Origin of the sequence: Terrabacter sp. C0L_2 (genome assembly GCF_036352015.1) — a bacterium.
Lineage (GTDB): Bacteria > Actinomycetota > Actinomycetes > Actinomycetales > Dermatophilaceae > Terrabacter > Terrabacter tumescens.
The window spans coordinates 1,217,417-1,231,340 of sequence record NZ_CP143557.1; the positions used below are offsets into that span (position 1 = coordinate 1,217,417).

Consider the following 13,924-nt stretch of genomic DNA (forward strand, 5'->3'; position numbering starts at 1 on the left):
CGGATGGAACTGACGCACTCCTTCACGGTGCCGACCTCGGTCGACGACGCGTGGGCCCTGTTCATGGACCTCGAGCGGGTCGGCGGCTGCTTCCCCGGCGCGACGGTGACGGAGGTGACCGACGACGGCTTCTCCGGGACCGTCAAGGTCAAGCTCGGTCCGATCGCGCTCGTCTACGCCGGGTCGGGCTCGTTCGTCGAGCGTGACGACGCCGCCAAGCACGCCGTCATCGAGGCCAAGGGCAAGGACAAGCGCGGCAACGGCACCGCCGGGGCGACGGTGACGATCACGCTGAGCCCCGACGGCACCGGGGCCCGCGCCGACGTCATCACCGACCTCGCCGTCACGGGCAAGCCGGCACAGTTCGGCCGGGGCGTCATGCAGGACGTGTCGGACAAGCTGCTCCAGGCGTTCGTCGCCTGCATCGAGAAGCAGCTGGCCGGTCCTGAGACGGGCGCCGCGGCTGGGGCGGAGGGGGAGGCTGCAGCGCCGGCCCCGGCCGCCGCTGCCGTGGGGTCGTCCAACGGCTACGTCGAGACGGCCTCCGACGCGCTCGCCGCCGACACCGGCAAGGCTGCCACCGGGGCGACCTCAGCGGCCCCCGGTGCAGCGCCCGCAGCGCACCACGCGCACCCGCCGCGCCGGGTCCCGGCCGACGTCGAGGAGGACGCCCCGCTCGACCTCGGCTCGGCCGTCATGCCCGTGCTCATCCAGCGGTACGCCGGCTACGCAGCGGCCGCCGCGATCGGCGTCGTCATCGGCTGGCTCATCGGCCGCGGCAGCAGCAGCTGACCCAGCCCACCCGCAGGCCCGGTCGTCGCGCACGACCGGGCCTGCGGCATACCTCGTCGGTGTTGCGTGTTGGAACGAGGAGACCCACGACCCCAACCCGAGGAGAGGCATGTCCCGCATCACGCTCATCGGCGGCCACGGCAAGGTCGCCCTGCTCGCCGCCCCGCTGCTCGTCGCCGACGGGCACGAGGTCACCTCGGTCGTGCGCAACCCCGACCACGTGGCCGACGTCGAGGCCACCGGCGCCACCGCGGCCGTCCTCGACGTCGAGAGCAGCTCGGCCGAGCAGATTGCCGACCTCGTGCGCGGCAGCGACGTGCTCGTGTGGTCGGCCGGCGCCGGCGGCGGCAGCCCCGAGCGGACGTATGCCGTCGACCGCGACGCCGCGATCCGGTCCATGGACGCCGCGGCCCAGGCGGGCGTCGGGCGCTACGTCATGGTGAGCTACTTCGGCGCCGGGCCCGACCACGGCGTGCCCGAGGACAACGGCTTCTACGCCTACGCCGAGGCCAAGGCCGCGGCCGACGAGCACCTCAAGACGACCGACCTCGCGTGGACGATCCTGCGCCCGAGCAGCCTGACGCTCGGCGCTGCCACCGGCCACATCGCGGCGGGCGAGGGCGTCGAGGCCGGCGAGGTGTCGCGCGACAACGTCGCCCACGTGATCCGCTCGGTCGTCGCGCACCCGGACACGACGGCGCAGCGCATCATCGCCTTCAACGACGGCTTCCAGCCCATCGACGACGTCGTGGCCGCCATCCCCGCCTGACCCCCCGCTCCCAAGTCGAGTGAGCGCTCCGCCACAGTCGACTGAGCGCTCCGCCACATCCCTGTGGGGCGGGGCGCTCACTCGACTGTGGTCAGGCGCTCACTCGTTTCAGGGGCGGGCGAGCTGCTCGGCGATGACGAGGTCCTGCCACGCCATCCCGACGCTCTTGAAGACGTTGGGCCGGTCGGTCGCCCGCTCGACGCGGCCGAGCACGACGTCCTGCAGCGTGCGGACGTCGTTCCAGTCCAGCGCGCCCTGAGCGGCCGCGAGGATGACGTCGCCGGCCTCGCGGTGCGCCGTGCCGAGGTCCTCGACGATCACGAGCGAGCGGCCGAGCAGCGCCGAGCCGAGCTCGCGCCGGTGCGGCTCGTGCGACCCGATGGCGACGACGCACGCGCCGTCGGCGACCCAGTCGTCGCCCAGCACCGGGGTCGCGGCCGAGGTCGCGGTGACGACGACCTGGGCCTCGCGGACCGCGGCCTCGACCTGCGGGTCGTCGACCGTGAGCGCGCGTGCGGTGAGCCGGTGCGTCGAGGCGAGTCCCGAGATCCGCTGGGCCGTCGAGCGAGCGGCCTCCGCGCGCCGGCCGACGACCGTCACCGATGACGTATGCCGGATGGCGAGCAGCGCCTCCGCGTGACCGAGCGCCTGCGGCCCGCTCCCGAAGATCACTGCGGACTCGACCTCGGCCGGCGCCAGGGCCTCGATGGCGACCGCAGACACGGCCGGGGTGCGCAGCGACGTGACGGCCGTGCCGTCGACGAGCACCGACGGCGTCAGGGTGTCGGCGTCGAGCAGGACGTAGACGGCCTGGATGCGGTCGAGCCCTCGCGCGGGATTGCCCGGCGCGACCGAGAGCACCTTGACGCCGGCGGCGCGACGGTTGGTCGACGGCATGACGAGCAGCTGTCCGTCACCGGCCGGCGCGGCCAGGCGAGGCGGGTCCGAGGCCGGGTCGAGACCGTCGGCGAGCTCGCGCCGGATGAGCCGCCGGGCCCGGTCGGGGGATAGGGACCGGCGCACCGTCGCGGCGTCGACCCAGCGCGGCTGCTGCACCTCAGACCTCCCCGGTGACCGTGTCGGTGTCGGTGTCGCTGCTGCTGCTGCGGGCGAGCTCGAGCCGGGCCGGGTCGGCGGCTGCCGCCGTGATTTTCGCCAGGTGGCCGCGCAGCTGCCTGGCCAGCGACCACTGGGTGACCTCGTGCGTGATCGGGCGCACCCAGCCGGGCGACACGGCATACGCCAGCGTCAGCACGACGAGTGTCCCCTCGCCCTCGGCGTCGAAGCGCCAGGTCAGCGGCTCGGCACGGACGTGGGCGGGCAGCCGCAGCGCCGGCTCACCGACCGTGGCCGCCAGGGTGCGGGCGACGGGAGGGGCGAGCGGGACGTGGACATCAGCGCTGACCTGGGGCACGCCCCGACTGTAGGTGCCGGTCGCGGCCCGCGCTCGGCCGGCCACCCCGCACGCACGTGCGGGCGAGGGCCCGTCAGACGTAGGCTCAGGCGGTCGTCCACCACCCCGGGCGGCAGCCGTCAACGACGACACGAAGTCAGGACACCATGGCGCTCAGCGTTTTCGACCTCTTCTCGATCGGCATCGGGCCGTCGAGCTCGCACACCGTCGGCCCCATGCGGGCCGCGGCGCTCTTCGCCGAGCGGCTGCGCGACGAGGGCACGCTGGGCCAGGTCGCGCGGGTGCGCTCGCAGCTCTTCGGCTCGCTCGGCGCCACCGGCCACGGGCACGGCAGCGACAAGGCCGTGCTGCTCGGCCTCACCGGCGAGCGGCCCGAGCTGTGCGACCCGCGCGCCGTCGAGGGCCGCCTCGCCGAGATCCGCTCGACCAAGCGTCTCGCCCTGCTCGGCGAGCACGAGATCGACTTCATCGAGCTCGAGGACCTGACGCTGCACCGGCGCAAGACGCTGCCCCTGCACCCCAACGGCATGACGTTCACGGCCGTGGACGCCGCGGGCGCGACGGTCGCCGAGCACACGTACTACTCCGTCGGCGGCGGCTTCGTCGTCGGCGAGGACGCCGACGGCTCGACGAAGATCGTCGAGGACTCGACGCCGGTCGCGCACCCGTTCCGCACCGGCGACGAGCTGCTCGCGCACTGCAAGGAGACCGGCAAGTCGATCGCCCGGATCATGCTCGAGAACGAGCTGTCGTGGCGCAGCGAGCAGGAGGTCCGAGACGGCCTGCTCGAGATCTGGCGCGTCATGAAGGAGTGCGTGCGCAACGGCATCGACACCGAGGGCGTGCTGCCCGGTGGCCTGCGCGTGCGGCGTCGGGCGCCCGAGCTGGCCCGGCGGCTGCGCCTCGAGGGCACGAGCGACGACCCGCTGCGCGGCATGGACTGGATCACGCTCTACGCGCTCGCCGTCAACGAGGAGAACGCCTCGGGTGGCCGGGTCGTGACCGCTCCGACCAACGGCGCGGCCGGGATCATCCCCGCGGTGCTGCACTACTACGCGAACTTCGTCAACGGCGCCGACCGCGACGGCATCGTGCGCTTCCTGCTGACCGCCGGCGCCATCGGCGTCATCTACAAGGAGACCGCCTCGATCTCCGGTGCCGAGGTCGGCTGCCAGGGCGAGGTCGGCTCGGCCTGCTCGATGGCGGCCGGCGCGATGGCCGCCGTCATGGGCGGCACGCCCGAGCAGGTCGAGAACGCCGCCGAGATCGGCATGGAGCACAACCTCGGCCTCACCTGCGACCCCGTCGGCGGGCTGGTCCAGATCCCGTGCATCGAGCGCAACGCCATCGCCTCGGTCAAGGCCATCACGGCCGCCCGCACCGCCCTGCGTGGCGACGGCTCGCACGTCGTCAGCCTCGACAAGGTGATCAAGACGATGCGCGAGACCGGCCGCGACATGAAGGTGAAGTACAAGGAGACCGCGCGAGGCGGCCTCGCCGTCAACGTCATCGAGTGCTGAGGCCGTCGGCGCTGCGCCGTCGCTCCAGCCCTCTCGTCCCGACGCTGTGAATGTCGCCTTTGCGTGCAGCGTGGACTCAGGAAGGCGCGCCTACCTCCGAGTTCGCTGACAGTTCAGCCCTTTTCGTCTCTGACGGCCTGCCCGGGAGCACCTTGGAACGTGGCGCCGGTCGGCGTCACCCGCCGACCTCGGGGGCCTTGCGCCGGCTGGTCAACAAGGGGAAAAGGGGAGACACATGCGTTCACTGCGCAGCCGCGCCGTCAGGGCCGGCGTCACCGCACTGGGCACCATCGCGCTGACCACGGGAGCCGCCGCCTCGGCCGGCGCTGCACCCGCGAACGGAGGGACCGAGCACATCACGTTCCCTGCCGCAGGCGCGGTCTTCGAGTGCGCTGCACCCACGGGTGACATCACCGCGCTCACCGGCACGGTCAAGATGGTCGACCACTGGAACGTCGACGGTCAGGGGGTGTTCCACGAGACGGGGACCGTCAACACGAGCGGCGTCACGCTCCAGGGCTCCAACGGCGACCTCTACACGGTCTCGGGCGCCTCGTGGTTCGGCGGCAAGGTCGACGGCACGGGCACGCCGCTCGTCTTCACCGACACCGAGCACTGGGTGCTGCACGACGTCACCTCCGGCGGCAACGTCAAGGTGCAGATCGTCAGCCACTGGTCGTCCGGTTCCGGCTTCACGTGGGACAAGGGCAGCTGCTCCGCTCCGGAGGGGTGAGCGGAGAGCCGGCCCGGTGGCCGCCCCGTCCCAGCCGGGGCGGGGCGGCTTCCACGTCGACCCGTGCTCGTGGTCTGCGTCGGCGCTCACCGGGTCCTGGAACCGTCGGGGAGATCTGGCCGAGATCGCTCAGCGGTGGTGGCCCTCGGCCGTGCTCACCGGATAGGCCTGTCCTGCAACGTGGCTCGCGAACATCTCGGCAGTCGTCCCGCCCTCACGGATGACCTCGGCGAAGAAGCGGCCGGAGTCGCGGACCGTGCGCTCCTGCGCCTCGTAGTCCAGCGCGACGAGACCGAAGCGGGGCCCCTCGCCCTCGGCCCACTCCCAGTTGTCGACGAAGCACCAGTGGTAGTAGCGCTCGACCGGAACCCCTTGCGCCCGAACCTCGCTCAGCACCGACAGGTGCTCCCACAGGTAGCGGGACCGGAAGGCGTCGGCCGCGTCGCACGTGCCGTTCTCGGTGACCCAGACGGGCAGGCGGTAGGTCTCCCAGGCCCAACGGGCCGTCTCGCCGAGCCCCGCGGCATACACCTCCCAGCCGAGGTCGTTGACGGGGACGCCGGACGGCGTGCCGTCGTCGAAGCGGGTCACCGTCGTGCGGGAGTAGTAGTTGAGCCCGAAGAAGTCCGCGTAGCAACCGGATTCGATGCCCGTAGGCCTGCGCAGCGGTGCGGCGAACTCGCCGGTCGTCATCGCTCGCACGATCGCGTCCTGGAAGAGGTGGCGCATGACCCGGGTCAGCGCCTGGTGCCTCGGGTTGCGTGGGTTGCCCGGCCGGAAGGTCCGCAGGTGGTGGGCGACCCCGACCATCGTGTCGGGCGTGGGTCGCAGGGCGTGGATGAGGGCGTACGCGCGGATGTGGGCCGCCGCGAGCACGCTGTAGACGCGCATCCCCTCGCGCAGGCTGCGGTGGCCGGGCGGGAAGTCGCCGAAGACGTGTCCGCCGGTGACGTAGACGTTGGGCTCGTTGATCGTCACCCACTCCGCGACGAGGTCGCCCAGCCGTGTCACGACCTCGCTGACGAAGCGCTCCCACACCCACAGGGCGCCCGGCGCGAGCCAGCCGCCGTCCCGCTCGAACCACGACGGGTGGCTGAAGTGGTGCAGTGTCACGAGCGGTCGGATCCCCTTGTCGCGGAGCAGGGTCAGCTCCTCGCGGTAGCGAGCGAAGGCCGCGTCGTCCCAGGCGCCGGGCCTCGGCTCTAGCCGCGCCCAGTCGACGCTCATCCGGTAGACCTGCACGCCGAGCGAGGCCATCAGCTCGGTGTCCTCGCGCCACCGCCGCCAGTGGTCGGTCGCCCTCCTCGGCGTCGAACCATCGGCGATCGTGCCGGGACGGTCGGCCCAGTCGCTCCAGTTGCTCTCGACGTCGCCGCCCTCGACCTGCGTTGCGGCGCTCGCGACGCCGAGCAGCATGCCGTCGAGCCTGAAGCCGTTCACCTCGTGCACCATGCCCGCCAACGTACCGGCGGGGCGATGCGACAGACTGGCGCGCATGGGTCACGTGTCCGTCGCAGACCACCGCGCCGCCGTCGAGCGGCTGCTCGGCACCGGGACGACCGAGCCCGTCACGCTCGACCGCCACGCCGCGGGGCGGCGAATCGCCGCCGACCTCGTCGCCGCCGACGACCTCCCGCGCTTCGACGCCTCTGCCATGGACGGGTATGCCGTGTGCCCCGGCTCGCCGGGCCAGCGCAGCTATGCCGTGGTCGGGGACGTGCCCGCCGGGTCGGCCCCCGGCTTCGCGCTGAGCCCCGGTGAGGCGGCTCGCATCATGACCGGGGCACGCGTGCCGGAGGGAGCCGTTGCGGTCGTCCCCGTCGAGCGCACCGATGCGAGCCCGACCGGACCGGCGCCGTCCCGGGTGACCTTGGGGGTCGAGCCGGCCCCGTGGCAGCACGTGCGCCGTCGCGGCGAGGACGTCACGGCCGGCACGGTCATCGCAACCGCCGGGTTCACGGTGACCCCGGCCCTCATCGCCCTCGGCCGCTCTGCCGGCTGCACCACCGTCGAGGTCCACGTGCCCACGCGCGTCGCCGTCATCGCCACCGGGGCCGAGCTCGCCCCGCCCGACGCCGACCCGGGTGCCGGCGGCATCCACGAGTCCAACTCCGACATGGTCGCCGCCCTGGCCGAGGCCGCCGGGTGCGAGGTGCGCCGCGTCGAGGTGTGCTCCGACGAGCCCGACGACCTGCGCGCGCTGCTCGACGTGCTCGACACCGACCCGGAGGTCGACCTCGTCGTCACGACCGGGGGCGTGAGCGCCGGCGCGTACGAGGTCGTCCGGCAGGTCTGCGAGCCGCTGGCGTCCTTCGCCTTCGTGCACCTGGCCATGCAGCCCGGCGGACCCCAGGGGCTCGGCCGCTACGGCTCGACGCCGGTCGTCTGCCTGCCGGGGACGCCCGTCGGTGCCTTCGTCGCCTTCCACGTCCTCGTCCGTCCGGCCCTCGACCGACGCCACGGCGAGCCGGGCGCGCGACCCGGCCACGCGGCATACGTCGGCAGGACCCGGCGCACGCGCGCGGGACGCGTCCAGTTCGTCACGAGCGTGCTGCACGACGACGGCACGGTCAGCTCTCCCGACGCCCGGCACCTCACCGCGCTCGCCGCCGCGAACTGCCTCGTCGAGGTGCCCGAGGGCGTCGACCAGCTCATCGAGGGCGACGTCGTCGTCGTCCACCCGGTGTGAACGGGGCACCCGCCGGGCGCCCCTAGGCTTGGGCCCGTGAGCGCGACCCTGGTGGCCAAGGACCTCGCCGGGGGCCACGCCCACCGGACCCTCTTCGAGCACCTCGACCTCACGGTCGCCCCCGGTGACGTCGTCGGGGTCGTCGGCGCCAACGGCGCGGGCAAGTCGACGCTGCTGCGCCTGCTCGCCGGCGCGGACCTGCCGCTCGACGGCACCGTCACGACCGCGCCGTCCGACGCGTTCGTCGGCTGGCTGCCGCAGGAGCACGAGCGTCTCCCCGGCGAGACGGTCGCCGACCACATCGGCCGGCGCACGGGCGCCACCGCCGCGACGCTCGCGATGGAGGAGGCCGCGGCGGCGCTCGGCGGCGACGACCCGAAGGCCGACGAGGCGTATGCCGTCGCCCTCGACCACTGGCTGGCCAGCGGAGCGCCCGACCTCGACGACCGCATTCTGCCGATGCTCGCGGAGCTCGGTCTCGATGTGGGCGCCGACGCGCTCATGACCTCGCTCTCGGGTGGTCAGGCCGCCCGTGCGGCGCTCGCCGCGCTGCTGCTCAGCCGTTTCGACATCGTGCTGCTCGACGAGCCGACCAACGACCTCGACCTCGCCGGGCTCGACCGGCTGGAGGCCTTCGTCCACGGCCAGCGGGGTGGCGTCGTGCTCGTCTCGCACGACCGCGAGTTCCTCGCCCGCTGCGTCACGCGCATCGTCGAGCTCGACCTCGCGCAGAACTCCGTCTCGGTCCACGACGGAGGCTACGAGTCCTACCTCGAGGAGCGTGAGGTCGCGCGGCGGCACGCGCGCGAGGCGTACGAGGCGTATGCCGGCACGAAGTCCGACCTCGAGGCGCGGGCCCGCACGCAGCGGGAGTGGTCGTCCAAAGGCGTGCGCAACGCGATGAAGAAGAACCCCGACAACGACAAGAACCGTCGCGCGGCGAGCATCGAGTCGTCCGAGAAGCAGGCGCGCAAGGTGCGGCAGATGGAGTCGCGGATCGCCCGGCTCGACGAGGTCGCCGAGCCGCGCAAGGAGTGGGTGCTGCAGTTCTCGATCGGCTCCGCGCCGCGCTCGAGCTCGGTCGTGGCGACGCTCAACGAGGCGGTCGTGCGCCGCGGGGACTGGACCTTCGGGCCGGCGTCGCTGCAGGTCGAGGCGCGTCGTCGCATCGGCATCACCGGGCCCAACGGCGCGGGCAAGACGACGCTGCTGTCGCTGCTGCTGGGACGGGTCGAGCCGACCTCGGGGACCGCGTCGCTCGGCGCGAGCGTCGCGGTGGGGGAGATCGACCAGGCCCGCACGGGGCTGCGCGAGGACCTGACGCTCGGGGACGCCTTCGGCGAGGCCGTGCCCGACCTCGAGCCGGCCGACCGGCGCACGCTGCTCGCGAAGTTCGGGCTCAAGGCCGACCAGGTCGGCAGCGCCGTGGCGCGGCTGTCACCCGGTGAGCGCACCAGGGCCGCGATGGCGCTGCTGCAGGCCCGGGGCGTCAACCTGCTGGTGCTCGACGAGCCGACCAACCACCTCGACCTGCCCGCCATCGAGCAGCTCGAGGAGGCGCTCGACTCCTACGACGGGGCGCTGCTGCTCGTCTCGCACGACCGCCGTCTGCTCGAGAACGTGCGGCTGGACGAGCGCTGGCACGTCGAGGACGGCCAGGTCACCCGCTCCTGACCCGCGGACCCCGCGCGTGGGCACGCCAGCCGCACACGTCCGGGTCAGGACCACACCGTGTTCGAGGTGTGTGCAGCCCCAAGGTGTGTGGCTCGCCCGGAAGTGTGCGGCCGGGCGTCGCGCGGTGTCCGGGCAGGCAGACTCAGCCGGGGGACTGGGTGGGGTCGGCGACCCACGGGCCCAGCGGCGGGTCCCAGCGGCGGACGACGCGTCGCAGCACGTAGCCGCCGAGCCAGTAGGGGTCCTGGTCGAACGTCTCCGTCACGGCCTCGACCGAGTCGGCGGAGTAGACGATGAGGGCGGCGTTGGCCGGCTCCTGGTCGGTCGTCTCGCCCTCGCTCACCTCGTCGAGGCCGTCCTGGTACATCCCCGCGACGAGCAGTCCGGGCAGTCCCACGAGGAAGTCCCGGTGCTCGGGACGGATCGTCAGCATCTCGGTCACGTCGTCGGGATAGGTGTAGTGGATCGCAAAGATCGCCACGGGGTGGGCCTCCAGTCGGCAGGTGGTCGTCGGTGGTCAGCTGGTCGTGATCCGGTGTGCTCCGGCATACACGTTGAGGCGGCTCCCACGCACGAAGCCGAGCAGGGTCATCCCGGCGTCGCCGGCACACTCGACGGCGAGCGACGAGGGGGCGGAAACCGCTGCAAGGCAGGGGATCCCGGCCATGATCGCCTTCTGGGTCAGCTCGAACGAGGCGCGCCCCGACACGACGAGCACGCAGCCCACCCCCGGCACGCGCCCCTCCTGGAGCGCCCAGCCGACGACCTTGTCGACGGCGTTGTGCCGGCCGACGTCCTCACGCACGACGAGCAGCTCGCCGTCGGCGGTGAAGAGGCCGGCTGCATGCAGGCCGCCCGTCTTGTCGAACGACCGCTGCTCGCCGCGCAGCGCGTCGGGCAGCTCGGCGACCACCTTGGCCGAGAACTCCGTCACGTCCGAACGCACGTCGAAGGCCGACTGGGCCCGCAGCTGCTCGATGCTCGCCTTGCCGCAGACGCCGCACGACGAGTTGGTGAAGAAGGCCCGCGTCGCCGAGGCGTCCGGCGCCGCGACTCCGGGGGCGAGGGTCACGTCGATGACGTTGTAGGTGTTCTCGTCGAAGCCGCTCTCGCCGGACACGACCGCACCCTCGCAGTAGCGGGCCAGCGCGATGTCCTCGGCCGACCGGATGAGCCCCTCCGACATGAGGAAACCGTGGACGAGCTCGATGTCGTGCCCCGGCGTGCGCATCGTGACCGTGAGCGGCGTCCCGTTGACGCGCAGCTCGAGCGGCTCCTCGACGGTGAGCGTGTCGGGGCGGGTCGTGGTCGAGGGCGTGGCGAGGTCGATCGTCGTGACCTTGCGCCGTACCGTCACCCGTCCCATGCACCCAGCCTGCCAGACTCGCAGGGTGCAACCATCCCCAGCCACCGCGCCGGCCGTCGTCGTCGTGCTGACCGGCGGCGCATCCCGACGCATGGGCTCGCACAAGCCGCTGCTCGACGTGGGCGGTCGCCCCCTCGTCGCCCGCGTGCTCGACGCGGCCGGCGGGCACCTGGCGGTCGTCGTCGGCCCGGGCCAAGGCGTCCCCGACGGCGTCCGCGTCGTCATGGAGCCGGTGCCCGGGGGTGGTCCCGTCGCCGGCCTCGCCGCCGCCGTCGCCGCGCTGACGTCCGACCCGGACACACCGCTTCCGTATGCCGTCACCGTCCTCGCCGCCGACCTGCCCTTCGTCACCTCCGCCCATGTCGAGCGGTTGCTCGAGGCCCTGGACGAGGCGGACCTGGCCGTCACCGTCGACCGGGACGGTCGGCGCAACTGGCTCTGCGCGGCCTGGCGCCTGACGGCGCTCCGGGCCCGGCTCCTGGAGCTCGGCGACGCCTACGGAGCCAGCATGCGAGCGCTCGCAGACGGCATACGCACGCAGTCCGTCGACGACCCGGCCGACCTGGCGCTCGACGTCGACACGCCGGCCGACCTGGCCCGTGCGCGCGAGCGTGCGGACGGCGCTCCGACGGCCGACTGAGGCCCGTTCGAACGACCGCTGAGGGCTCGCCCGGCTGACTCTGGGAAATCGCCCAAGCCGCGCCCTGCGGCGAATCCTCTTGCAGCCAAGTGCTACTCAGAACTTGGGACGCATATGGCAAAGACTTGGTAAGCCCCGTTGACCGGTGGATTCCGCGACTGCCAACGTCGCGCTCGTTCCGGCCCGATCTCAAGTCGTGGGAGGGCGGAACTCCCTCCAAGCGGCGTTCCAGCCGCATCTCGACAAGGAGCAACCAGTGAATCGACTGAAGTCTGGGCTGGCGACCGGAGGGCTGCTCGCCCTCGCCCTCGCCATCTCGCCGGCGATCCCGGCGGGCGCAGCGGCCGGAGCAGGGCGCGACAAGGCGCCGGCACCCGAGTCGCAGAGCCTCAAGGCGACCGAGCAGTCCCGAGCGGCATCGTCCGCGAGCGCCCTCGGCCTCGCCTCCGGTGAGAAGCTCACCGTCAAGTCCGTCATCGCGGACCCGAACGGTGCCACGCACGTCCGCTACGAGCGCACCATCAACGGCCTCCGCGTCATCGGGGGCGACTTCGTCAGCCACAAGGACTCCTCCGGCGCGGTCAAGAGCGTCACGTGGAACATCCGCAAGAGCGTCACCCCGTCGACGATGACCCCGGCGGTCTCCAAGAGGGAGGCCCACCAGGCCGGTCTCGCCGCCTCCAAGGCCAACAAGGAGACCGCGACGCCGGGCGAGCTCGTCGTCTTCCAGTCGGCAGCCGGCCCCAAGCTGGCCTACGAGGTCATCACCGAGGGCATCAAGGCCGACCAGACCCCGACCAGGCTCCACACGATCGTCGACGCCACCACCGGCAAGACGCTGACGAGCTGGGACGACGTCAAGGAGGGCACCGGCAACGGCATCTTCGTCGGCTCGGTCACGCTCGCCACGACGGCCGGCACGAGCTACACGATGAAGGACACGCACGGCAACTACACGACCGACCTCAACCAGGCGACGTCCGGCACCGGCACGACGTTCACCGACGCCGACGACGTCTGGGGCAACGGCCTGCAGAGCAACCGCCAGTCGGCCGCCGTCGACGCGCACTACGGCGCCGGCAAGACGTACGACTACTACAACACCCAGCTCGGCCGCGCAGGCATCTGGAACAACGGCACCGGCGCCCGCAGCCGCGTGCACTACGGCCAGAACTACGTCAACGCCTTCTGGGACGGCACGCAGATGACCTACGGCGACGGCGCCAACAACGCCGCCCCGCTCGTCGAGCTCGACGTCGCCGGCCACGAGATGAGCCACGGCGTCACCGAGAACACCGCCGGCCTCAACTACTCCGGCGACGCGGGCGGCCTCAACGAGTCGACGTCCGACATCTTCGGCACCGCCGTCGAGTGGTACGCCAACAACCCCTCCGACACGCCGGACTACCTCATCGGCGAGGAGATCAACCTCAACGGCAACGGCACGCCGCTGCGCTACATGGACAAGCCGAGCAAGGACGGCGCGTCGAAGGACTGCTGGAGCAGCTCCCTCGGCGGCCTCGACCCGCACTACTCCTCGGGCCCGCTCAACCACTGGTACTACCTGGCCTCCGAGGGCTCGGGCGCCAAGACGATCAACGGCGTCAGCTACAACAGCCCGACGTGCAACGCCTCGACGGTGACCGGCATCGGCCACACCAAGGTCGAGAAGATCTGGTACCGCACGCTCTCGACGTACCTCACCTCGAGCAGCAACTACGCGGCGGCCCGCACCGGCGTCATCAAGGCGGCCAAGGACCTCTACGGCGCCGGCTCGGCCGAGTGCACCGCGGTCGACAAGGCCATGGCTGCCATCGCGGCCCCGGCCAGCACCGAGACGTGCGGCGGCACCACGCCCCCGCCCACCGGCGGTTCGCTCGTCAACGGCGGTTTCGAGTCCGGCCAGACCGGCTGGACCGGCACCACCGGCCCGATCACCAACAACACGGGTCGCCCGGCGCGCACCGGCTCCTACAAGCTGTGGCTCGGCGGCAACGGCACCTCCGGCTCGGAGAGCGAGTCGCAGACCTTCGCCGTCCCGTCCACGGCCACCTCGCCGACGCTGACGTACTACATCCGCATCGACACGGCCGAGACGACGACGTCCAGCGCCTACGACACGGCGACGGTCCAGATCAACGGCGTCACGAAGCAGAGCTACTCCAACCTGTCGACGCCCAAGGCGTCCTACGTCCAGAAGACGATCGACCTGACGGCCTACAAGGGCACCAACGTCACGCTGAAGTTCGCCGACACCGAGGACTCCTCGCTGCAGACGAGCTTCGTCGTCGACGACGTCTCGACGAACTTCTGAGCGACGGAGCCCA

General features: G+C 72.2%; 13 protein-coding genes. 8 read left to right on the forward strand and 5 right to left on the reverse strand.

Annotated features, from left to right (window positions below; translation table 11 throughout):
* Positions 1-3 precede the first annotated feature (3 nt).
* Both U5C87_RS05695 and U5C87_RS05700 read left to right on the forward strand, forming a co-directional pair.
* A complete protein-coding gene (locus U5C87_RS05695; RefSeq protein ID WP_330475652.1) occupies positions 4-792 on the forward strand; it encodes an SRPBCC family protein in 789 nt (262 codons plus the stop codon).
* A 109-nt stretch (positions 793-901) separates the two neighbouring features.
* Positions 902-1,561 (forward strand): NAD(P)-dependent oxidoreductase, encoded by a 660-nt coding sequence (locus U5C87_RS05700; RefSeq protein WP_330475653.1) that lies wholly within the window; start codon positions 902-904, stop codon positions 1,559-1,561.
* Between the two features lie 108 nt (positions 1,562-1,669).
* Here the strand turns inward: U5C87_RS05700 and U5C87_RS05705 are convergent, their stop codons facing one another.
* Positions 1,670-2,617 carry an ornithine cyclodeaminase family protein gene (locus tag U5C87_RS05705; protein WP_330475654.1) on the reverse strand — a complete coding sequence of 316 codons (948 nt, stop codon included), beginning with the start codon at positions 2,615-2,617 and terminating at the stop codon, positions 1,670-1,672.
* A 1-nt stretch (position 2,618) separates the two neighbouring features.
* On the reverse strand, positions 2,619-2,975 hold the full coding sequence (locus U5C87_RS05710; RefSeq protein ID WP_330475655.1) for a hypothetical protein: 357 nt from the start codon (positions 2,973-2,975) through the stop codon (positions 2,619-2,621).
* A 146-nt stretch (positions 2,976-3,121) separates the two neighbouring features.
* On the opposite strand from U5C87_RS05710, the gene U5C87_RS05715 reads away from it, so the two are divergent.
* Both U5C87_RS05715 and U5C87_RS05720 read left to right on the forward strand, forming a co-directional pair.
* Positions 3,122-4,495, forward strand: coding sequence for an L-serine ammonia-lyase (locus tag U5C87_RS05715; RefSeq protein WP_330475656.1), 1,374 nt, complete (start codon positions 3,122-3,124; stop codon positions 4,493-4,495).
* 235 nt (positions 4,496-4,730) lie between these two features.
* Positions 4,731-5,228 (forward strand): hypothetical protein, encoded by a 498-nt coding sequence (locus U5C87_RS05720; protein WP_330475657.1) that lies wholly within the window; start codon positions 4,731-4,733, stop codon positions 5,226-5,228.
* A gap of 129 nt (positions 5,229-5,357) precedes the next feature.
* On the opposite strand, the gene U5C87_RS05725 is transcribed toward U5C87_RS05720, so the two are convergent.
* Complete coding sequence (locus U5C87_RS05725; protein WP_330475658.1) at positions 5,358-6,680, reverse strand: glycoside hydrolase family 1 protein; 1,323 nt, start codon at positions 6,678-6,680, stop codon at positions 5,358-5,360.
* A gap of 43 nt (positions 6,681-6,723) precedes the next feature.
* Here U5C87_RS05725 and U5C87_RS05730 point away from each other — a divergent pair, with 43 nt between their 5' ends.
* Together U5C87_RS05730 and U5C87_RS05735 are read left to right on the forward strand one after the other, a co-directional pair.
* On the forward strand, positions 6,724-7,917 hold the full coding sequence (locus tag U5C87_RS05730) for a molybdopterin molybdotransferase MoeA (protein ID WP_330475659.1): 1,194 nt from the start codon (positions 6,724-6,726) through the stop codon (positions 7,915-7,917).
* A 36-nt stretch (positions 7,918-7,953) separates the two neighbouring features.
* Complete coding sequence (locus U5C87_RS05735; RefSeq protein ID WP_330475660.1) at positions 7,954-9,591, forward strand: ABC-F family ATP-binding cassette domain-containing protein; 1,638 nt, start codon at positions 7,954-7,956, stop codon at positions 9,589-9,591.
* Positions 9,592-9,733: 142 nt separating this feature from the next.
* Here the strand turns inward: U5C87_RS05735 and U5C87_RS05740 are convergent, their stop codons facing one another.
* Positions 9,734-10,072 (reverse strand): YciI family protein, encoded by a 339-nt coding sequence (locus U5C87_RS05740; RefSeq protein WP_030202272.1) that lies wholly within the window; start codon positions 10,070-10,072, stop codon positions 9,734-9,736.
* A 36-nt stretch (positions 10,073-10,108) separates the two neighbouring features.
* Positions 10,109-10,957: a formate dehydrogenase accessory sulfurtransferase FdhD gene (fdhD, locus tag U5C87_RS05745; RefSeq protein ID WP_330475661.1), complete on the reverse strand. Its 849-nt coding sequence runs from the start codon at positions 10,955-10,957 to the stop codon at positions 10,109-10,111.
* A 25-nt stretch (positions 10,958-10,982) separates the two neighbouring features.
* Between fdhD and mobA the strand changes: the two genes are divergently transcribed.
* Entirely contained in the window at positions 10,983-11,597 is a 615-nt protein-coding gene (gene mobA / locus U5C87_RS05750; protein WP_330475662.1) for a molybdenum cofactor guanylyltransferase, read from the forward strand.
* A gap of 256 nt (positions 11,598-11,853) precedes the next feature.
* The gene (locus U5C87_RS05755) at positions 11,854-13,911 is read left to right on the forward strand and encodes a M4 family metallopeptidase (RefSeq protein WP_330475663.1); all 2,058 of its coding nucleotides are present in this window, start codon (positions 11,854-11,856) and stop codon (positions 13,909-13,911) included.
* The last annotated feature ends 13 nt before the right edge of the window (positions 13,912-13,924 follow it).

Coding starts and splice junctions, on each gene's coding strand:
- U5C87_RS05700 (WP_330475653.1), top strand. CDS start 902: ATGTCCCGCATCACGCTCATCGGCGGCCACGGCAAGGTCGCCCTGCTC.
- U5C87_RS05695 (WP_330475652.1), top strand. CDS start 4: ATGGAACTGACGCACTCCTTCACGGTGCCGACCTCGGTCGACGACGCG.
- fdhD (WP_330475661.1), bottom strand. CDS start 10,957: ATGGGACGGGTGACGGTACGGCGCAAGGTCACGACGATCGACCTCGCC.
- U5C87_RS05720 (WP_330475657.1), top strand. CDS start 4,731: ATGCGTTCACTGCGCAGCCGCGCCGTCAGGGCCGGCGTCACCGCACTG.
- U5C87_RS05725 (WP_330475658.1), bottom strand. CDS start 6,680: ATGGTGCACGAGGTGAACGGCTTCAGGCTCGACGGCATGCTGCTCGGC.
- U5C87_RS05715 (WP_330475656.1), top strand. CDS start 3,122: ATGGCGCTCAGCGTTTTCGACCTCTTCTCGATCGGCATCGGGCCGTCG.
- U5C87_RS05730 (WP_330475659.1), top strand. CDS start 6,724: ATGGGTCACGTGTCCGTCGCAGACCACCGCGCCGCCGTCGAGCGGCTG.